Below are 19906 nucleotides of genomic sequence, written 5' to 3'. Positions count from 1 at the left end.
TAGGTTCTTGATGCGTATTTTTTAGATTGATTACTTAATCTTTATACATAATAAGGCTAAAGTCTAATTGTTACTACAATTTTCTTATGCTACCTTAAATTTAGATATGTTAAATGAGGAGGCAACAGATAAATGTTTAAGTTGATTTTAAAGCAATTTTTACAGCATTGGAAAATTTGGCTATCCATCCTACCTATTTTTATTGTTTCTGGATTAATATTTAGCACTGCTTTTGTGATATTAAATGCTTTAAGTAGGGCTGATCTTAACAGTTCAGTTGATTATGGTGTTTTTATGCAGTTACCAATAGTAATAGGGATAGTAATGTTTTTTTTATTGACTATCAATGCAATGAAACAGTGTATAGACTTTTTTGATGGAACAAATGACATATTGCTTCTTTTAGGAGCTTCTCCTGCTCAAATCAGTTTGGTGATGACTGGACAAATGTTAGTAATTGGTATGATTGGAGCTGTTATTGGGAGCGGCTTTTCCTTAAAAGCTTCACAGCTTTTTTTGACCACCTTACCTTCGAGTTCTGCTAAAGATTCTCTTGTACATATCCCGCTTCAATTCTCATGGAATGTTGTTTTTGTTGTGATATTGATCCAACTAGCAATTATTCTATATACATGTATGCGTTATTGTCTTAAAAATTATAAGAAAAGAAAGGGGAGCCTTTCTTCCAACAGAGCGTTTATTAAAATGAAGAATAGCGGCAAATTTTTGGGAATACTTGCATCACTAGTGAGCGTAGGGGCAACAATATATTTATATTTAAAAAATGTTCCTGATCCAACTTTAATAAAAGAATATACTCGAAGTATGAGTAACTCGATGAATTTATTGCTTCTTCTGTGGTTGTCTGTACTGATTACTATGAATTTTTTGATTCGTCCCATATTTCGAGGGATAGTACATAGAATTGTTAGGGTGCCAAAAATGACAAAGAATCCGATGATCCGCACTGCACTTTACAATATACAATACAATATAAAAGAATTAATAAAATTAATTCGTCCAGTCAGCATCATTACTATGCTAGTTGGGAATTTTATAGCTTTGTTTCTCAACACTAAACTACTAATTGATGGAACAAATGATAGTTCTTATATCTCAGATTTGATCATCAACCTTATTTTTGTATTCGGGGCGCCAATACTCATTAGTTTAGCAAATGTAATTGTGTCAATTTGCCTTTTTAGAATAAAAACAAAAGTTGAATCTAAAAATTATTTTTATACTGGATGTACACCAGATTGGATTTTTAAAATGAGAATCATTGAAATCAGTTCAGTTTCATTCATTTCAATAATAATTACCTTCATTGGAACAATATTGTTTGCGATTCCACTGCTAAGAGTGACCTATCTGGGTGGTGGCAATATTTTTAAGGCAAATTGGTCGGTTAATCTCCTATTATCGTTAGGCGCTTTTCTAATATTCGGTTTATGTTTTATTGCAATTTATTGGTTTGAGCACTATACGTTAAAAAAGTATGTCGAGTAGATTTATTAATATACTAAAAGAATAGATTGTTTTAATTGAATCAAACATAAGAAAGTAATTAATTCAGATTGAAAGAAGGAAAGAAATTGCTGAATTGGGAGATCCTTCTACTATCAATGAGTAGTTTGCGTCCTACAGTTTTGTATGAGAGTTTGATTTATAAACTAGAATGATTTTATGGAGGTTAATATCGATGAGAGAGATAGTTATTTCAATAAACGAATTAAAAAAAGAGATACAGCTTGCGAAAGGAAATCTTTTACAAGTGCTGACTGATATTTCTTTTGAAGTAAAGCAACAAGAGTTTGTATCGATCGTAGGACCTTCTGGTTCAGGAAAAACAACGTTGCTTCATTGTATTTCTAGCTTATTACCTCCTACAAAAGGAGAGGTGTTAATTGATGGTTAATCACCATATGGATGGAGTGCAGCGAAATTAGCAAAGTTTCGTCGTAAAAAAATTGGTTTTATTTTTCAAGATTTTCAACTCATACCTTCATTGTCAGCCTACGATAATATGGTACTCCCAGGAACATTGAATGGGCACAAAATAAAAAGGGGAAATGTCGATACTTTGGCAGAACGATTGGAATTAAAAGCGGATTTACACCAGCCTATTGATGCTCTTTCGGGTGGTGAACAACAAAAAGTTGCAATTGGGCGCACAATATTAGCAGATCCAGAAATATTGTTTTTAGATGAACCTACTAGCGCATTAGATACTCACTCACGTATCCTTATTATGGAAGTACTTAAAGAATTAGTAAGCAAAGGAAAGACAATCGTTATGTTGACTCATGATCTAGAGCTTGCCAGTCAATCTTCCAGAGCAATTGTTATAAAGGATGGGCGCATTCATAATAATATAAGTTCGCCAACATTGGAAACCCTCATATTCTAAATGATACGATTCATTCATTTCTACCTTAGCTCCATCTACTTTTACTAAATGAAATTAGCGTATGCTTCCTTTGGTTCTCAAATAGATTAAACAAATCATTCGGACAAAAAAATAGATTCATGTATAATTTAATCAGAGTTTATATTACTATCGTTATAATATTTTTAGGAAACATCTTATGTAAAATCTATTGCTATTTTTTGTTCATTTATGAGGAGGAAAAAGATGAAAAGGGGATTTATTTCTAAGGGGATTTGTGGGTTCACGATACTTGCGATTTTAGCGAGTTCGTTTGGTGTGAGTCAAGTTTTTGCAGAGGATTCGTCTAGAATGGAAACCTCGACTGAATCGACTCAAACGTCAGCAGCTCCACAGATAAAAAGTACAGAAACGAATGAAGTCAGTCAAGAGAAAGAAACAGAGATACCCGCGCAAGAGACACAACAAACACCACCAGTACAAGCGAGTGAAGCAAAAGAAGCTCAACCAGAGCAACCACAAACTGCAATCGTCGATGGAGTAGAAGTAGTTTTGCAAGCGCCGGAAAAAGCTGGTAAAAACGAAGCTGATATCACGCAAGCGCCAAAAGAGGAATTGATCGAAGGTTCTCCAAGATTATTTCGAGCAGCTGTGCAAACGATTCCAATGTATCGTTTATTCAATCCACATAGTGGGGAGCATTTTTACACGAGAGATACTGGTGAACGAGATCATTTAAGAAGGATTGGTTGGAATTACGAAGGTGTTGGTTGGCAGGCACCGACAAGTGGTGATCCAGTCTATCGTTTGTACAATCGCTACAATGGAGAACATTTTTATACGTTGAACGCAAAAGAAAGAGATAGTATCACGAAACAAGGCTGGAAGTATGAAGGAATCGGTTGGTATTCCTATAAAGGAGCGAATGCCATTCCTGTCAGTCGTTTATATAGTAAACGAGTGAACTGGCACCATTACACATTAGATGAAAACGAGAAAAAAGTAATCACGAAACAAGGCTGGGTCTATGAAGGTGTTGGTTGGTACGCAGTTGGCAGTGGTCAACAAAATCAAGAGGACTATAAGCTATTGGGTGTGAAAAATTACAACCAATATGCGTTGGGTGCGCCAAGTGGATGTGAAGGGGCTTCTTTATTACAGGCACTTCAATATAAAGGAAAGATCACCAACTGGAGTTTGACTCAATTTTTGAATACAATTCCTAAATCTCCGAATGGTAATCCAAACAGCGGTTTTGTCGGCAGCCCATTTGTCGAAAACTCATGGACTTATTCTGCAATTTATCCTACACCTTTGACGGCGTGGGGCAAGAAGTACGGAAATGTCCAAAATATTTCAGGTAGCTCGATGAGTACGTTGTTAAACGAAGTCAAAAATGGCCATCCGGTTGTTGCTTGGGTGACGATCAACTTTCAGCCAATCCGTTGGGGAAATTGGAATTTTGGTATCGCAGCGAATAATAATCATGCGGTCACTCTTGATGGATATAATAAAGGAAGTAATCAAGTCCATGTATCTGATCCTATCAGTGGTTCTTATTGGATGAATCGGGCAACATTTGAGAATATTTATAATGCACGTAAATATGCGGTAGTTGTAAGATAGACTAAAGCTTAACAAAAACAATGGTTGCAGTAATTCTTTTCCCATAACCTGTAAAATCCGAGAATAGTTTGGATTTTATGGGTTTTTTTTATTGCATTATTCTATCTAGTTCAAAATCAATGGTTAGAAACAAATTCTATTACGTTAATGTAAGTTAAACATAGGAAGAATAGATTTCGGATCATTGCCTTATTTTATAATTTAGACAGGAAGTGAAAAAGAATAGGGAAGTGGAAATGATAATGGGAAAACTAGTAAAAGGATTATTAGTAATTGCGCTTATTTTAGGAATCGGTGCATTTTTTATTGAATCAAAGACAGAAGGCTTTCAAGCATTAACGGATAATTTTTTATCTGATAAAGAAGTGAAAGAATACTATGTCAAAACAAGTAGTGGGGATAAAAAAGGGAAGGATTATCTCTAGACGTTTGAAGGATACGATGAAGATGACACTCAACAAACAGTAAATAAAATTAGCGGATCACAAATTAAAGTAAGGTCGATACTTGTAAAATCGATGCAAAAGGTTTACAAGGAAAGCGCTGGAGTGAAGTATCAGAAAACGAAGTGCCTACGAAAGCATTGCAAAAAATCAATATATAATGGCTGAATTGTTTAATTACATTTGAGGTAGTTAATAATAAAAAAAGCTCACCGTGATGGATGTGATACATATCATGGGTGCTTTTTCAATGTTCTCAAAAACACACGCTCAGTACAAGGTCGATCAGCCATATTTTTTATTAGTGTTACTTTTTTGACAAACAAATAAATACATGGTATTGTTGTTCTGCCTAAAACGTAATAGTTACGATTTGGATAATATAAAGTGAAATAAAGGAGCAGATTATTAGTGGCAAAAAAATCAAAAATTGCAAAAATGAATAAGCAAGTAGCTTTGATCAATAAATATAGTGAACAACGTCAAGAGTTGAAAGCAGCAAATGATTATGAAGGACTAGCTAAGTTGCCCAAAGAGTCTAATCCTAATCGTTTAAAACTTAGAGATCAAACAGATGGACGTCCTCGAGGCTACATGAGAAAATTTGGCATGTCTCGAATCACTTTTAGAGAACTGGCACATCAAGGATTGATCCCAGGAGTAAAAAAAGCAAGTTGGTAAAATAGGAGGAAAAAGTTATGGCAGTACCAGCAAGAAAAACATCGAAAGCAAAAAAACGTTTGCGACGAACACACCAAAGTTTGACGAAACCAGAGATTTCTTTTGACGAGTTGACTGGTGATTATCGTCGAAGCCATCATGTCTCTTTAAAAGGCTACTATAAAGGACGCAAAGTGACAGAATAACCGATTGGAAGCTGCAAGGGGGTTCAAGAAATGGAAATTATTTATCCGCCATTAGTCGAACAAGGAATCAAATATTATTCGGAAACGGTGAAAGAACCTGTAGATAAAGGGGAATTCTATCGTGCGATGGTCGATAAGAAACTGATCACAGAAACTGGCCTTCCTACAGAACATGCGCTAGAGCAAGGCCTTGTCAAAGACTATTACGAAAAACAAAACTTGTCCTTTGAAGAATTTTTGGACATTTATCCTATTTTTCAAAAGTATGACGCCGATTTGTTCAAATCTATTGACGGCTTCTGGGAGATTCCTGTAGACTTGAAAATAGAATTAATGGAAATGCTTGAAACTGATCAACTGGATTATGATGACGAACAACAAATCAACATCTATTTAGAAGATCGATAAAAGGATAGAATAAGAAAATCCAAAAGGACAATCAATATGCACAACTTTCGTAAATCAGGTATAAAACCTTGGGATATCATCATTATTAGTGTTCTGGTAGTTGCTTCTTTCGTTCCGACAATTGTCTTTGCTTTGTCATTTGATAACGCAGAAAGCGGTAATAGTGTGAAGTATGCAGTAGTCAAAATCGACGGAAAAGAAGTCGAACGTTTTGATTTAGATGAAATCAGTAGTAAGATGGTGACTTATCATCCTTCTGATACCCAATACAATATTGTCGAAATCCAAGAAGGCAAGATCAGAGTCAAAGAAGATAATAGTCCCGATCAAATCGCTGTCAGAACTGGCTGGATCTCGGAACCTGGACAAACGAGTATCTGTTTGCCGCATCGACTAGTCATTACAATTGAACAAGAAGGACAGTCGGATTATCATATTTATTAAGTAAGAGAAAACTGCTACTATCAGCTTAGATAAAGTTGATGGTGGTAGTTTTTTTAGTTGTCTCAAAAATAGAGAAGATTCGGAATTATTATATTTTTATCTAATGAATCATTGAAATTGTGTTAATGGTTCATTTGTTTTTTATATATAACTAAAATAAAGATGAATTTAAAACGTTATAAATATAGCTGTTTATCAAAATTTATGGATGAAAAATATTAATATGTGAATGGTTTTAGATTAAAAAATAACGATAAAATATAATATGTAAAAATAGTTTATGATATAATCAGTATCTGAACGCTTGATATTAAAGATTATTATCATGTAGGAGAATTGTAATGAGAGAAACGGACAAAAGAAGTGAATTGTTGAGTATCGGAGAATTGGCGAAAATAACCGGTGTCAATATTAAATCGTTAAGATATTATGAACAAGTCGGGGTATTATTGCCGGTATACATCAATCCAGATTCTGGCTATCGCTATTATTCCTTAGCGCAAGTGAGTGCGGTCGAGCTGATTCAAGCATGTGTAGAGATTGGGTTGCCTTTAAAGGAATTACATCGCTTCAGTGATCCGAATAATTCCATCGATTACCTATCTTTTTTATCATATAGCGAAGAATTAATGAAACAAAAAATCGATTCGCTCCAACAAAATTTAAAAGGAATGCAAGAGGTAAAAGAAGAAATTAATTTGTTAAAAACATATCGACATTCTAAAAAGCAACATATTCGGCAATTGTCAGAAAAGTACTTATATGTTTTTCCTTATCAACAGACTGATAACAAAAAGACACTTTATACAGAAGCAGCCAATTTGTTTGATCGCTCGATGGAAGCAGGGTATGAGCCTTTATATGATTTTGGTATTCTCTATGAATTTATTGATAAAAACGTGCACCAGTATATGTATATAGAAATCAAGCCTACAAAAAATGTCGGTAACAATATCAAGATTTTACCTAGTGGAGAATACGCATGCCGATTTAGTCCTAAAAGTTACGGTGAGCGCCTTCCAGAGTTGTTTCCAGAAATATTTAAAAAAAGTCGACTGTTCTTGCGATCGAAGCAGAAGCTTCCACTGGAACATTAGAAGAAATCGTTTATGAGATTCGAGTTTTCAGCGAGGGAATGAATGATTGAAAAATCCGTCATCACTGAACAAACGACGAAAAGTCAAAATGTTGAAGTAACTAATCATGCTGACAGACAATCCAAGTTTTATTATAGTTGATTGGTTTCATGAGGGTTTCAAATAAAATCTATCATAAAAGGGCATAATAGCGAATCAACAATAAAAAAACTGATTTCGATCGACGATCAAAATCAGTTTTTTTGGGCTCTTTGTCAATAAGGACTGATGAGTTGTGCAAAATCAAATCTGGGTCAGAATGAACCTCATTCTGGCTCAGATTTTTTGTTATCTTACTTTGATTAATTGATTGATCAAAAAGATTCTAATTCTCATGTTCTCGAATGATTTAAATCCGTAGGATACTCGTTTCATTGTCTTTATGTGGGTATTCTTCGCTTCTATTTTTCCATTGGAATAAGGATAGATCATTGCGTTGGTGATGCCTTTTTCATAGGTCAGAAGGTTTTGAAGCTTTTCCCGAAAGCTGTCATCCAACGTTTCGGGAAGTTCTGCTAATAAGGAGAAAAATAAGTCAGGGTCTTTGTCTCGAAAGGCTTCAACTAATTCATGAAAAAAGGGATACGCCTCTTTTAGGGGCGTAGAAAACTCAAGCAATCGATCAATCATCATTGCTTCAGAAAGAAATGGGTATTTTGGTGCTCGGAAACTTTTCCATGTTTTGTATTCATAATGGTTGATGTTTGCACGATTTTTTAGCAAAAAGCGCCAGTTCTTTTTCAGTTTTTCTGCCTGGCTTTTCTGTCCTGCTTTACGAAGTTCATTCATTTCACGGATACGCAACTCATTGAACGCTTGATTCATGTGTTTGACAATATGAAACCGATCAATCACTATTTTCGCATTTGGCAGAACACGTTTGGTGAGCTGGAAGTAGGCGGCGTTCATGTCTGTCACCAAGAATTCTACTTCTTCTGGATTGGTACACTTTAAGAAATAGCTTGTTAATCGAGGTAATTTACGCGTAGGCAAAACATCTATTAATTTTCCTGTTTCGCCATCTGCGCAAATAAAGCTCATTTTATCTTCTATGGAAGCATGCGAACGAAATTCATCAACCATCAATACTCTTGGGAGAATCTTCTTAGATTGCTTTGGTAAATAGCTTTTAAACTCTTTCAATGTACGAATAACAGTGGTCAAAGATACCTGACAGCTTTTCGCAATAAAAGATAAAGATACTTTTTCAGTCAGTAAAGAAGCAATTTTATATCTAACATGATTTGCGATTGAATGTCTGGATTGGACAAAATAACTTTGAGCAGTCCAATGGGTTCGGCAGTTTTTACAGGTATAGCGCTGCTTTTTTAGGCGCATAACCAAAGGCATATGATTGTATTGTTCAAAACGGACAATCGTTTCTTTTTTTCCATTTTTCACTATAATTGCTTTCCCGTTTCCATCTACCACAGTAGAACCACAACTTCTACAAGCACGAGGAGTAGGCGAGAGAACAGCATCGACGACCTACGTCTTTTTCTTCTGAAGGGTCTCGTAAGAGACCTCTGTAATCATCAAATCTTTCTCTATTATTCTCAGCATTTTTTTGATAGAATCATTCATATAGCATATCGTCCTCTCAGTTGTTTATTTTGTGGTGATTTAATCATACTAGAGAACGATATGTTTTTTAATACCTAAAATGAAAATGGGACTGAAGAATCAATTCTGATTCATCAGTCCCATAAATTATAGAGCTTTTTTTTGTTCATGTTACCTATAATTTGTTGTGAAAGTTCTATGATTTGTTCATATACCTAAAACAAAGAAAGCGTTATCATTTTTGTGAATCAATTAAATTTAGGAGGAGCGGAGATGAAGGATAAGAAAAAAATGGCGGTCGGACTCTTTTGTGCAGTAGTAATAGCAAGTGCAATTGGTAGTGGGACAACGTATCACGCAGAGACTAAAACGTTTGATTACAAAGAAACAGAAGCAGCAACTTACCAACGAGGAATGGATAATCAGCCAGAATCGTCTTACTGGTTTCCTAAAGACTTGCTAGAATGGGAATTTTCTAAAGATCCAGATGCACCTTATAATGTTAGCCAAGTACCTTTGGCAAAACGGATCGATAAAAACGCACTGGCAACTTCAAATGACACGCAGACACCAGAAATGAAAGTTGTTGCTTTGTCGATCATGAATAGCAGTACAAGTGGGAATGCGCCTAGAGGTATCAATACTTTTGATGCCAATGTATTTTCCAATTGGCAATATATCGATCAACTTGTGTATTGGGGTGGTTCGTCTGGTGAAGGGATCATTGTACCGCCAAGTCCTGATGTCATTGATGCAGCCCATAAAAATGGCGTGCCAGTATTAGGGACAGTTTTCTTTCCGCAGTCTGCTCATGGCGGTAAAATCGAATGGTTGGATACATTCTTGCAAAAAGATGAGGATGGTACTTTTCCTTTAGTCGATCAATTGATCGAAGTAGCTACTCGATATGGGTTTGATGGCTGGTTTATCAATCAGGAAACGGACACATTAGTCACAAGTTTCGACGATGCAAACAATCATAAAAAGGTAGAAGGGGCGAATACGACAGAAGGATTGAGTAAAAAACATGCGGATTTGATGCAAGAATTCATCAAACAATTCAAGCAAAAAGAAGCAGCATTAGAAATCATGTGGTATGATTCAATGACTTCGGAAGGGAAGATGGATTGGCAAAATGCACTGACGGATAAAAACCAAGCTTTTTTAGTCGATGCGGAGATGAATCCTTTAGCAGATAGCATGTTTTTGAATTTCTGGTGGAACACCGATCGTTTAGCTAGTCAAGAGCTATTGAAAGCTTCTAAAAAGAAAGCAAATGAATTAGGCATTGATCCTTATCAATTATATGCGGGCATCGATGTCCAACAAAATGGCTATGATACACCAGTGAATTGGCGGTTGTTCACAGATGAAACGGGCACTCCGTATACTTCGTTAGGTCTATATGTGCCAAGTTGGACATACTCATCAGCTAGTGATCCTGCTGATTTTCAACGTCGTGAATTGCGTTTTTGGGTAAATGAACAAGGTGATCCAACGAAAGGGAAGGCACCGGTAGAAAAAGAATGGCCTGGGATCTCTACGTATGCAGTAGAGCAGAGCGCTATTACCAGCATGCCTTTTGTGACGAATTTTAGTATGGGGAATGGGTATGGATACTTTATCAATGGAAAAAAAGTATCTGATCTAGAGTGGAATAATCGCAGTATGCAAGACGTGATGCCAACGTATCGTTGGATCTTTGATCATCAAGGAGAAAATCAATTAGCCGTTGAGATGGATTACGATGAGGCGTTTCGTGGCGGAAATTCTTTGCTTCTTAAAGGGAGTATGGTGAACGAGGCAACAAGCACAATCAAACTGTATCGAATGGATGGAATCATTTCCGATAAAACTTCTATCACAACAACGGCAAAAGCAACGAGCACGAGCCAACTTGACTTAGTTTTAGAAATGGCTGACGGACGAAAAGAAATCATCTCGGCAAGTGAGCCAATCGGTCGGGATTGGACGACTGTCAGCTATGATGTCAGTCGGTTAGCAGGAGAAAAAATCAACACACTCTCTTATCAGCTTGCTTCTTCAGAGACTCAGTCCGATTACGCGCTACACTTGGGTCAATTAGCACTGACAGATGGAAAGGAACTTCCAACCACAAAAGTTTCGGGACTGAGGCTTGAAGATGTTGCATTTGATGAAGAGGAAGGGCGATACGCTGGCATACGACTGGCTTGGGATGAGACGGAGAGTCAAGCATGCTACTATGAGATCTACCGGTTAAATCCTGATAACTCAAAATCTTTCTTAGGAGCAACACCAGCTACGAATCATTATATCAATGCCCTTGAACGAACCTTAGACACCGCGCAAACCAAATTGATTGTCGTGCCTGTTGATGCGCTGGGTAATCAAGGTGAACATTCAGAGGCCGTTTCTTTTGATTGGCCGGATAATAAAGTGCCGAGAGCTGATTTTACTGCTTCAAGAACGTTAGCTGCTCCAGGATCAGCGATTACTTTTACAAACACGTCATCCTTAAACACTGAAACGGTTACTTGGGAATTTGAAGGTGGGGATATTACGACAAGTCATGAACATTCGCCAGTTGTCACTTACCACAAAGAAGGTGTTTATAAAGTCAAATTAACGGCAAGCAATCAAGCAGGGGAGACACCTGCTGAAAAAAATGGTTTGATTACAATTTCTAATAAAGTACCAATGGAGTTACCGCTGTTATCACGAAACGCGAAAGCGACCGCTTCCTCTTATACCAACGAAGCGGAAGCCCCTCATTTTGCAATCGATGGCGACTTGACGACTAAATGGTGTGCAACGGGTATGCCACCACACGAATTGACACTTGATTTAGGGAATGTTCAAACCATTAGTGAAGTTCGCATAGACCATGCGCAAGCAGGTGGAGAAAGTCCTGACATGAATACAAAAGCATATGCGATCGAAATAAGTGAAGATGGAGCGATATATAAAGAAGTTGCCAAAACTACCAATAATACGGCGAGTAGCTCCGTCGAGACTTTTGCAGTACAATCTGCACGATATGTCCGATTACGTATTGACAAACCAACACAAGGATCAGACACTGCAGCAAGAATCTATGGATTTGAAGTATTTGGATTGCCAGAATTATTACACTAACTTAGTGGGAAAAAAAGTATACGTGTCATGCCATCAGTTCTATCATTTAATATAATTGAGATGTTTAAAATCCACATCATAATAAATAAGAGTCACCCTTTTCGAAACCATGAAAATGATTTTTGAGGGGTGGGGCTTATTTTAGCCATGCATTTCTAATGCAGTTTTCGTTGCCTTTATATAATCAAAAGAGTTTTACTTATTAAGGTTTGAGCGTCGCTTTTTTTCAAAGAACGTCAATCCAGCAATAATTAATACTACAACAAAGTATGTTGTCCAACTGATCACATTAAAAAGTAATAAAGCTAGTCCAATGATCAAACATAATAGTAAAGTCCATACGGTTAGATTCTTTTCCATAGCATATTGAAAACATCGAAGCGTCAATTTCTGGTGTCACATAAAGAATGAGCTATCGCTGATTTCACTTCTAAACCTCCTTGTCAACGGCTTATAAAGACAAAAATATTTTCATCATGAAAAAGAAATTTTAGCACAAAGTAAAAAAGATTGTAAGGATTAGTTGAAGATTAGTGCAAATCAGGTACTTATTCAAATTGCTAAAAAATAGGATCAAATAATTGAAAAAGAGAATATTCCTAAGAACAAGCTAGAATCATTCGATCGTCATATGTAAGATAAGAGTGGAGTTACATCACGCATATAAAATTTAAGACACCTACTTTGACCTTTCAAGTAGGTGTCTTATTGTGAACTAGAGTTGCAATCGTCCATTCGAGGTTTTCACTCCTATGCGGATTTTTTTAGTTCTTGCACTGCTTGTTCGATCGTTACACCAGTCGCTACACGATTGCTATCTTCTTTGTCGAATACAACGAAAAGATTTAAATCGGTATTAAGAGTGACACGATATTGTAATTCTTTGTTATAGAATGTCATAGTCATTCTCCTTTCTTATTGTTCTGTTGAAAGGCAACGATACGTTGATAACGAAATTCCATTACTATTATAGCACAGATAGGTGAATTGAATCAACTGTATTTTTATTAAATAATAATAATTATTATTTGAAGTGGATCATTGACACAAAAAAATTGGATTACATAAGTGAAAAGGAGGGATAAGAAGATGTAGACTAGATTATGAAATTGATAAGAAAAAAGCAGTATACGAGATCAGAGCGATCATTTCGTATACTGCATAAATTATTTTAGTAACATTTTTCGCAAGGGGTCAATCCGCGTGCCAATGCTTCACTCATTGTCGCAGGATAGTAGTCACCGTTACCACACTTATGCGTATGGTACTTTGCTCCAGTTCTGGTAACTAAGACTTGTGCTTCATTTGCTTGTGCCTGTTGCGCTTGAGCTGCGGCTGCTTGTTCTTGTGCCACGCGCTGGGCTTCTGCTTGTACAGCAGCTACACGAGCTTCTTCAGCGATACGCGCTTGTTCCGCTGCCTGTGCTTGTGCTGCCTGTTCTGCTTCGAGACGAGCTTTTTCTTCCTGAGCTTTCTTTTCCGCTTCAAGTCTTGCTTGTTCTTCTTGCGCTTTCTTATCTGCTTCACGTTTCGCTTGTTCTTCTTGCGCTTTCTTATCTGCTTCACGTTTCGCTTGTTCTTCTTGCGCTTTCTTATCTGCTTCACGTTTCGCTTGTTCTTCTTGTGCTTTTTTCTCAGCTGCTAATTTTTCTTCTTTCTTTTTCTCTTCTAATTCTTTCTTTTCCGCCGCTTCTCGTTGGGCTTTTTCTTCACTAGATGTTGAAGTTGTTTCCGAAGTAGCGGTATCTGCTTTTGACGCTTGATTGGTACCAGATCCGCAAGCGCTACTGATCAGTAGTAAACCGAATAAAGCACTAAATAAAATGAGATGGCGCTGCCAAGCTTTTCCATTTCTTTTACTTGATCGACTAAATAGATCTAGACCAAGCATCAAACTGATTAATCCTAACAATAACAACAATAAATTCATTTTTTCCTCCTGTTTCTACGAAAAATAGATCGCTTTCATGCAAAGCTCCCCCTAATAAAAGCGATTGGTTTTATTTACGGTGATTGACCGTATTCTCTATGTCGGAATCGAACCGACGAAAGCCAGTTAGAGAGTGTAGATAAATCAAAAAAGAATAGTAGTAGAAGAAAGCACAACGTTATAATTATATAAAGAAATAATAACAAACAAACTTTATTTTATCATTAAGATGAACATAATAACAGAGAGTTTTAATGGATGATGATTTTTTTAATATTTGTTTTTTTAATGTAAAAAATGTTATATTTGATGAAGAAAAGTATCGTTTTGATATCATAATCGTTCGAATATAAAAATAAACCAAGAGTTTACATGAAAAAGAGAGTCAGGATGAAAAACTGGGTAGAGGAGGAGTTAATATGCGCATTTTGTTTATTAATGCAAGCCCGAACAAAGAGGGGATGACCGTTAAATGGGGAGAAAAAATCTTAAAGGATATCGACTATACGGTCCTGCATTTAGTTGATTATTCGATCAATCAGTTAGGGCAGATGACCGAAAAGGATGAATTTGACAAAGTCATGGGAGTAATCAAACAAGCTGACGTCTTGGTGATTGGTACGCCCATCTACTGGTGGGATGTGACCGGTTTGTTAAAAACATTTATTGATCGCTGGACGGATCTATTTGAGTATGGGTTAGACACACCAGATGCTCCTTTGTATCAAAAATCGGTTTTCTGGTTTGTTCAAGGATCTGCGCCAGAGGAAGCTATCAGCGGAATTAGACGAATGCTGTCTAATGTGAGTGACCGGTTTTTGATGCAGAAGTTAGGAATGATTTATCAGAAGAAAGACATTGCTTCATCTAATGAACAAATCAAACAAATCAGATGAATAGAGAAATTGAAAGTACCGAGGGTTTATAGTTGTGTTTTCTAAAAGGGCATGCTATAGTATAAAAGTAATCTATTTTGAAACGTAATTTGAGCTATAAGTTAAACATTATAAGACTCCTTTTGCCTATCAAATATTTATTGCACTATAAACGTACGTTGATACGTATCAGGAGGAAATATACATGAATAACGGTACAGTAAAATGGTTTAACGCAGACAAAGGTTTTGGATTTATCACTGGTGAAGATGGAAATGACGTATTCGCTCATTTTTCAGCTATCCAAGGTGACGGTTTCAAAACATTAGACGAAGGTCAAGCTGTGACTTTTGATGTTGAAGATGGACAACGTGGCCCTCAAGCAATCAACATCGTTAAAGCATAATCAAACGATTGATATCTTACTGCTCTTTCTTATGAAAGAGCAGTTTTTTTTATGTCTAATTTCAATAAAAGCCTCTCGATCAGCAATCGAGAGGTTTGATAGAGCAATGTATTATTGCTTGTTTACAAGATGATCCCTTTCTGTTCTAAGTTTGCCACACATTCGGCTAAGTAGATTTGATCATGTTCTGGATAAAGTGGTGAGGTCCATTCAATAGGGGAAAGGGTAGAATAAGGTTCACAAATTTTTCCACGATACAAGGGATCAAACCATTCCTCACCAGGTTTACAATTTTGTTTCTTCATTTCTTCCATTACTAACAAATGATACTGAAATAATTTGTAAGGCGAATGTGTAAAAACGTAATCGACAGTCGCATGTTTTCGTCCCCAACCATTGCCTCTCAGAGCACAACATTCGCGATGTTGTCCTAATAATTGTTGGCGCGGAAGTGATTGCAAGAGGCTTTGATGCCATAAGCGCATATAATATTTCCTTCTTTCTAAAACAGTGAATTAAGTGTTTAGGATGCTTCCGTTCGACCAATCAAATAATCGATGGTCGTGTCGTAAAAATCTGCGATAAAGATCAATTCGATGATACTAGGTATATTTTTTCCATCTTCATAGTTTTTATATGTCTCAATCGGTAAGTTCACTTTTTCAGCAACCTGTGGTGTAGTTAAATGCTTTTTATCTTTGAGGAAGTTTAAACGGCAATGCAGTGTATCCAGTAAAATCGCTTCTTCAATCGTCATTTTACCTCACCTTTCTCTAAATAATCATCTATGAGAGTTAACGTTTATTTTTTCTGTTTAGATAAAATAAATACCCAATGACAAAGAGTATGGAGAAAATGAACCCAACTAAATTAAATGTGAAGATCTGGAAGGGTTCGAAAAACTGATAGTTTAATATTTTATACATAAAATAGATCGCAGGCAAACTACTTAAAGCGATTTTTTTCGTTCTTTCGTCCATTTGATAAACGAAAAGACAATCGGTACAAATATAAAAACAGGAAAAATAAAAGCAAGTCGGCTCAATTCCAGCATAATAAATAAACTCCCATAGCTATATTTTATTCGTGCATAAATTGTATTTTGAGTTATTCTATTTGAGAATATACTAGATTTATATTCACTAGATAAAAGATAGCATGTTATGCGATTCTGAACAAATATTTCGATAAAAAACATGATTCTTCTGTAGACGTATAATTTGAAAAAAACATAAAAAAAGGTGGAACTTTCATTCCACCTTTTTTTATGTTTTTAGATTCGTTTCGACCATTTAATCTTTGACATAGACATTAAAGTCTTTTAGAAGTTTAAGTGCTTGTGGCTCGTGAACACGGCTGCTGACTAGTGACGAATCAATGATAAAGTCAGCTTCTGGAAAGGCGCTTTGTAAAGCGATTGTGTTGGATAAGACACACAAATTAGTTTCGATCCCAACCACTTCAATCGTTTTTTGTTCTTCTTTACGTTCAAAAAGGGAATGCTTGATCTCTGTTAATGTTTCTGGCGGCAGAGTAAAGTAGTATTTTTTGATTTCCCGCTCATTTGGTAGAGGAGAGAGCGTGGGAATGATTTTAAGATCTTCACTTTCTGCCTCATCTTTCCGATCAATAGGGATATCACGAGTGAATAGTACGTATTCATTCGCTGCACGTGCTTGGTTTAAACGTGTGTTTACTCGCTCAACTAATGCTTCAGCATCTTCGATATAAAATTCACTAGTTGGATCTAAAATATGATTTTGCATATCGATAACAACTAACATCTATCATCTCTCCTTATAAAAAGTGATCATTCAAAAAGTTTGCGACACCGGCTTCATCATTGGTTTCTGTCACCTCATCTGCTAAATCCTTCACATGTTCTTGCGCATTGCCCATAGCCACGCTTAATCCGCTGAATTCAAGCATTGCCAAATCATTTTCTTGATCACCAAACGCCATGACGTCTTCTGAAGATAACCCTAAGTACTCAGTTAGAAATAAGAGTGAGTGGGCCTTTGTAATATTTTTAGGAGTGATTTCTAGGAAATGTGGGTCTGAAAAAACAGAATCAATTCCTTCTTTCTTCAACTCTGCTTGGATTTTTTGTAGTTTTTCCTCATTTTTATCCGTCAGAGCTAATTTCAAATAGCTTAAGGAAGGATCGTCCAACTGTTTTGTGATCTCATCAAAGGAATGATTTTGCAAGTTGAAGTGTTGATAATAAGGATCGTCTTTTACTAAAGCAGTTTCATCAAAAGTGATTTGATCATCTTGTGTTTCTCGACTTGCGATGATCGATATTTTTGCTTCTTTTGCTAAATAAAAGGCCTTTTTAAGTATAGGTACTTCGATTTTTGAGCGTCTTAATACATAATCGATCTTGCCATCTTTCATTTCGGAAATCAATGCACCGTTAGAAGAAATCAAATAGCCGCTGACGCCTAATTGTGCAAAGACATCCTTGGCAGAAATACTATTTCTTCCTGTTGCAATCGTTACGATTCCTCCATTAGAGGAGAAAGCTTTTAATGCGCGTATATTTTCTTGTGGGACAACTCCTTGGGAATCAAGCAAGGTCCCGTCTAGATCAATAGCTGCTAATTTCATCTTTTTACGCTCCCTTAGTCTTTTTTCTTTCACCAATAGCTTAAATGAGAAACTTCTAAAATAAAAATAAAATGCTTTAACTCTTTGAACTTTTTCAAAAAAGATTTTTCATAAATGGAGAAAAGAATATTAGTAAGAAAATGGTTAAGACCGCTGTATAAAAAAGCATAACAATCTTAATGTTTTCGTTTTCATTTTCATAAAAAAGGGCAAATTTTGGGTAATATTCATAAAAAACAAAGCATATCTTTTGCTTTCATGAAAAAGTAGGCATATTGTAGATGTAGAAAAGGTTAGAAAAAGATTAAAAAAAGGAGTGATTTTGATGGAGATTAAGTATGGGACTGTACCGGTTGTGACTGCTTCAGATGAAAATTATGCTCCTTATCTAAGCGTAATGATTGCAACGGCACTGGAAAATGCGAATAAGATGAGACATATATATTTTTATGTGATTGATGATGGCCTATCAGAATATAGTAAAGAAGGATTGCGTCAGACAGTTGCACAACACTCAGAACATGCAAGCATCCAATTCTTGACAGTGGAGAAAGATGTATATGAAGATTTCTTAGTCAGTGACCACATTACAACAACGGCGTATTTAAGAATTTCTCTACCTAAGATCTTAGCAAAATACAATTATAAAAAAGTGTTGTATCTAGATGCAGACGTTTTAGTGTTAGATGATATCGTTGCATTATATGACGAATCATTGAACGGTAAAACAATTGGGGCAGTAATTGATCCAGGACAAACGAAAGCGTTGAAGCGCCTAGGGATCGATTCAGAAGAATACTATTTTAACTCAGGTGTCATGGTGATCGATATTGATCAATGGAATGAAAAAGACATTACAGATAAAACGATCCAATTCCTAAAAGAAAATGGTGAACAGATTATCTATCATGACCAAGACGCATTGAATGGTGTCTTATATGGAGATTGGGAACAACTTCATCCAAAATGGAACATGCAATGTTCATTGATTTTTGAACGCCATCCAGCTCCAGATAAGAAATATGAAGAATTATATAAGAGCGGGAATGAAGCTCCTTCAATCGTCCATTTCACAGGGCATGATAAACCTTGGAATACATTAGAGGATCATCCTTATACACAAATCTATCTAAAAAATCTAGCGCATAGCGTATTAATGAAAGTAGGCGAGGTAAATGAATAGAAGAAAAGAAGTAGCAGTTGTCTCTAGTTGTAATACAAAATTTGTGCCTCATCTAGCAGCACTGTTTGTGTCGATTTTAGAAAATAGTGACCCGAAAGTGTTTGTACGTTTCTACGTGATTGATGATGATATTGAATTAGAAAGTAAAAATCTTTTACGTTACTCAGTGAAAAATTCACGAATGAATACAGATGTTGAATTTTTGAAAATCAACAAAAAATTCTTCAAAAACTTAGTGACAAGTGATCGTATCCCTGAAACAGCATACTATCGTATTGCGATCCCTGAGTTATTTAGAGGGAAAAATGTCGAACGTATCCTTTATATGGACTGTGACATGATCGCGTTGAATGATATCAGTAAACTATGGGATCTAGAGTTTAATGGCGCAGTGATGGCAGCAGTTGAAGATGCTGGTTTCCACCAACGTCTTGAAAAAATGGAGATTGAAGCAGATTCAATGCGTTACTTTAACTCCGGCTTGATGCTGATCAATGTTGAAAAATGGTTAGAACAAAACATCACGAAAAACGTTCTAAAATTCATCGAAGAAAACCCAGAAAAACTTCGATTCCATGACCAAGATGCTTTGAATGCTATCTTACACGATCGTTGGATTGCTTTGCATCCAAAATGGAATGCACAAGGTTACATCATGGCGAAAGCAAAACAACATCCAACGGCTCAAGGAGAAGAAGAGTACGAAGAAGCACGTCGTAAGCCTTATATCATCCATTACTCTGGGCATATCAAACCATGGAGTGAAGAGTTTAAAGGTGCTAGTAAAAAATACTATGAAAAGTATGCAAATATGACCGCTTTTCGTTGTGTTAAATCATTCCCTAAATATCCATTGTACGCTCGTGTTCAACGAAATACTGAATTGAGTCATTGATCGATAATAGAAAAA

General features: G+C 36.1%; 19 protein-coding genes and 2 pseudogenes. 14 read left to right on the top strand and 7 right to left on the bottom strand.

What is annotated here, in order from left to right; all coding sequences use genetic code 11:
• Positions 1–132 precede the first annotated feature (132 nt).
• From IGJ95_RS07695 to IGJ95_RS07655, 9 genes and pseudogenes are all read left to right on the top strand, one after another.
• Positions 133–1509 (top strand): FtsX-like permease family protein, encoded by a 1377-nt coding sequence (locus tag IGJ95_RS07695; protein ID WP_153829800.1) that lies wholly within the window; start codon positions 133–135, stop codon positions 1507–1509.
• 193 nt (positions 1510–1702) lie between these two features.
• Positions 1703–2410: pseudogene (locus IGJ95_RS07690) on the top strand (ABC transporter ATP-binding protein).
• Between the two features lie 225 nt (positions 2411–2635).
• Positions 2636–4015, top strand: coding sequence for a C39 family peptidase (locus IGJ95_RS07685; protein WP_438761672.1), 1380 nt, complete (start codon positions 2636–2638; stop codon positions 4013–4015).
• A gap of 242 nt (positions 4016–4257) precedes the next feature.
• A complete protein-coding gene (locus IGJ95_RS07680) occupies positions 4258–4440 on the top strand; it encodes a hypothetical protein (protein ID WP_023519747.1) in 183 nt (60 codons plus the stop codon).
• Between the two features lie 429 nt (positions 4441–4869).
• Positions 4870–5139, top strand: a complete 270-nt coding sequence (gene rpsN / locus IGJ95_RS07675; RefSeq protein WP_010735346.1) for a 30S ribosomal protein S14 — start codon at positions 4870–4872, stop codon at positions 5137–5139.
• Positions 5140–5156: 17 nt separating this feature from the next.
• Entirely contained in the window at positions 5157–5324 is a 168-nt protein-coding gene (rpmF, locus tag IGJ95_RS07670) for a 50S ribosomal protein L32 (protein WP_010735347.1), read from the top strand.
• A gap of 30 nt (positions 5325–5354) precedes the next feature.
• Positions 5355–5732 (top strand): hypothetical protein, encoded by a 378-nt coding sequence (locus tag IGJ95_RS07665; protein WP_023519746.1) that lies wholly within the window; start codon positions 5355–5357, stop codon positions 5730–5732.
• 36 nt (positions 5733–5768) lie between these two features.
• Positions 5769–6176, top strand: coding sequence for a NusG domain II-containing protein (locus IGJ95_RS07660; RefSeq protein ID WP_010735349.1), 408 nt, complete (start codon positions 5769–5771; stop codon positions 6174–6176).
• A 341-nt stretch (positions 6177–6517) separates the two neighbouring features.
• Positions 6518–7273 (top strand): MerR family transcriptional regulator, encoded by a 756-nt coding sequence (locus IGJ95_RS07655; RefSeq protein WP_438761670.1) that lies wholly within the window; start codon positions 6518–6520, stop codon positions 7271–7273.
• Between the two features lie 327 nt (positions 7274–7600).
• Here the strand turns inward: IGJ95_RS07655 and IGJ95_RS07650 are convergent.
• A pseudogene (locus IGJ95_RS07650) lies at positions 7601–8896 on the bottom strand (ISL3 family transposase).
• Between the two features lie 252 nt (positions 8897–9148).
• Between IGJ95_RS07650 and IGJ95_RS07645 the strand changes: the two are divergent.
• Positions 9149–11992, top strand: a complete 2844-nt coding sequence (locus IGJ95_RS07645; RefSeq protein ID WP_153829802.1) for an endo-beta-N-acetylglucosaminidase — start codon at positions 9149–9151, stop codon at positions 11990–11992.
• 750 nt (positions 11993–12742) lie between these two features.
• On the opposite strand, the gene IGJ95_RS07640 is transcribed toward IGJ95_RS07645, so the two are convergent.
• Both IGJ95_RS07640 and IGJ95_RS07635 read right to left on the bottom strand, forming a co-directional pair.
• Positions 12743–12892: a hypothetical protein gene (locus IGJ95_RS07640; protein WP_010735353.1), complete on the bottom strand. Its 150-nt coding sequence runs from the start codon at positions 12890–12892 to the stop codon at positions 12743–12745.
• 271 nt (positions 12893–13163) lie between these two features.
• Positions 13164–13922: a hypothetical protein gene (locus IGJ95_RS07635; protein ID WP_096081561.1), complete on the bottom strand. Its 759-nt coding sequence runs from the start codon at positions 13920–13922 to the stop codon at positions 13164–13166.
• Positions 13923–14341: 419 nt separating this feature from the next.
• On the opposite strand from IGJ95_RS07635, the gene IGJ95_RS07630 reads away from it, so the two are divergent.
• Together IGJ95_RS07630 and IGJ95_RS07625 are read left to right on the top strand one after the other, a co-directional pair.
• Positions 14342–14818, top strand: a complete 477-nt coding sequence (locus IGJ95_RS07630) for a flavodoxin family protein (RefSeq protein ID WP_010735356.1) — start codon at positions 14342–14344, stop codon at positions 14816–14818.
• 184 nt (positions 14819–15002) lie between these two features.
• A complete protein-coding gene (locus IGJ95_RS07625; RefSeq protein WP_010735357.1) occupies positions 15003–15203 on the top strand; it encodes a cold-shock protein in 201 nt (66 codons plus the stop codon).
• Between the two features lie 122 nt (positions 15204–15325).
• Here the strand turns inward: IGJ95_RS07625 and IGJ95_RS07620 are convergent, their stop codons facing one another.
• The 4 genes from IGJ95_RS07620 to IGJ95_RS07605 all read right to left on the bottom strand — a co-directional run bounded on the left by IGJ95_RS07620 (position 15326) and on the right by IGJ95_RS07605 (position 17813).
• A complete protein-coding gene (locus IGJ95_RS07620; RefSeq protein WP_010735358.1) occupies positions 15326–15688 on the bottom strand; it encodes a TIGR02328 family protein in 363 nt (120 codons plus the stop codon).
• A 38-nt stretch (positions 15689–15726) separates the two neighbouring features.
• Positions 15727–15960 (bottom strand): helix-turn-helix domain-containing protein, encoded by a 234-nt coding sequence (locus tag IGJ95_RS07615; protein WP_010735359.1) that lies wholly within the window; start codon positions 15958–15960, stop codon positions 15727–15729.
• A gap of 535 nt (positions 15961–16495) precedes the next feature.
• On the bottom strand, positions 16496–16987 hold the full coding sequence (locus IGJ95_RS07610) for an isochorismatase family cysteine hydrolase (protein WP_023519739.1): 492 nt from the start codon (positions 16985–16987) through the stop codon (positions 16496–16498).
• Between the two features lie 13 nt (positions 16988–17000).
• The gene (locus IGJ95_RS07605; RefSeq protein ID WP_023519738.1) at positions 17001–17813 is read right to left on the bottom strand and encodes a Cof-type HAD-IIB family hydrolase; all 813 of its coding nucleotides are present in this window, start codon (positions 17811–17813) and stop codon (positions 17001–17003) included.
• Positions 17814–18138: 325 nt separating this feature from the next.
• Here IGJ95_RS07605 and IGJ95_RS07600 point away from each other — a divergent pair, with 325 nt between their 5' ends.
• Entirely contained in the window at positions 18139–18996 is an 858-nt protein-coding gene (locus IGJ95_RS07600; protein ID WP_010735363.1) for a glycosyltransferase family 8 protein, read from the top strand.
• Positions 18989–19891 (top strand): glycosyltransferase family 8 protein, encoded by a 903-nt coding sequence (locus tag IGJ95_RS07595; protein WP_023519737.1) that lies wholly within the window; start codon positions 18989–18991, stop codon positions 19889–19891. Before IGJ95_RS07600 ends, IGJ95_RS07595 begins: the two co-directional genes overlap by 8 nt.
• Positions 19892–19906 lie beyond the last annotated feature (15 nt).

The sequence above is a fragment of the Enterococcus sp. AZ156 genome (genome assembly GCF_051714165.1).
Taxonomy (GTDB): domain Bacteria; phylum Bacillota; class Bacilli; order Lactobacillales; family Enterococcaceae; genus Enterococcus_B; species Enterococcus_B pernyi.
The sequence above is the reverse complement of the archived record's forward strand: the minus strand, read 5'-3'. Positions and strand labels throughout refer to the sequence as shown.

What these genes read in the sequence shown, in the direction of transcription:
- IGJ95_RS07695 (WP_153829800.1), top strand. Translation starts at nt 133, where the DNA reads ATGTTTAAGTTGATTTTAAAGCAATTTTTACAGCATTGGAAAATTTGG.
- IGJ95_RS07685 (WP_438761672.1), top strand. Translation starts at nt 2,636, where the DNA reads ATGAAAAGGGGATTTATTTCTAAGGGGATTTGTGGGTTCACGATACTT.
- IGJ95_RS07680 (WP_023519747.1), top strand. Translation starts at nt 4,258, where the DNA reads ATGGGAAAACTAGTAAAAGGATTATTAGTAATTGCGCTTATTTTAGGA.
- rpmF (WP_010735347.1), top strand. Translation starts at nt 5,157, where the DNA reads ATGGCAGTACCAGCAAGAAAAACATCGAAAGCAAAAAAACGTTTGCGA.
- IGJ95_RS07665 (WP_023519746.1), top strand. Translation starts at nt 5,355, where the DNA reads ATGGAAATTATTTATCCGCCATTAGTCGAACAAGGAATCAAATATTAT.
- IGJ95_RS07660 (WP_010735349.1), top strand. Translation starts at nt 5,769, where the DNA reads ATGCACAACTTTCGTAAATCAGGTATAAAACCTTGGGATATCATCATT.
- IGJ95_RS07655 (WP_438761670.1), top strand. Translation starts at nt 6,518, where the DNA reads ATGAGAGAAACGGACAAAAGAAGTGAATTGTTGAGTATCGGAGAATTG.
- IGJ95_RS07645 (WP_153829802.1), top strand. Translation starts at nt 9,149, where the DNA reads ATGAAGGATAAGAAAAAAATGGCGGTCGGACTCTTTTGTGCAGTAGTA.
- IGJ95_RS07640 (WP_010735353.1), bottom strand. Translation starts at nt 12,892, where the DNA reads ATGACATTCTATAACAAAGAATTACAATATCGTGTCACTCTTAATACC.
- IGJ95_RS07635 (WP_096081561.1), bottom strand. Translation starts at nt 13,922, where the DNA reads ATGAATTTATTGTTGTTATTGTTAGGATTAATCAGTTTGATGCTTGGT.
- IGJ95_RS07630 (WP_010735356.1), top strand. Translation starts at nt 14,342, where the DNA reads ATGCGCATTTTGTTTATTAATGCAAGCCCGAACAAAGAGGGGATGACC.
- IGJ95_RS07625 (WP_010735357.1), top strand. Translation starts at nt 15,003, where the DNA reads ATGAATAACGGTACAGTAAAATGGTTTAACGCAGACAAAGGTTTTGGA.
- IGJ95_RS07620 (WP_010735358.1), bottom strand. Translation starts at nt 15,688, where the DNA reads ATGCGCTTATGGCATCAAAGCCTCTTGCAATCACTTCCGCGCCAACAA.
- IGJ95_RS07615 (WP_010735359.1), bottom strand. Translation starts at nt 15,960, where the DNA reads ATGACGATTGAAGAAGCGATTTTACTGGATACACTGCATTGCCGTTTA.
- IGJ95_RS07610 (WP_023519739.1), bottom strand. Translation starts at nt 16,987, where the DNA reads ATGTTAGTTGTTATCGATATGCAAAATCATATTTTAGATCCAACTAGT.
- IGJ95_RS07605 (WP_023519738.1), bottom strand. Translation starts at nt 17,813, where the DNA reads ATGAAATTAGCAGCTATTGATCTAGACGGGACCTTGCTTGATTCCCAA.
- IGJ95_RS07600 (WP_010735363.1), top strand. Translation starts at nt 18,139, where the DNA reads ATGGAGATTAAGTATGGGACTGTACCGGTTGTGACTGCTTCAGATGAA.
- IGJ95_RS07595 (WP_023519737.1), top strand. Translation starts at nt 18,989, where the DNA reads ATGAATAGAAGAAAAGAAGTAGCAGTTGTCTCTAGTTGTAATACAAAA.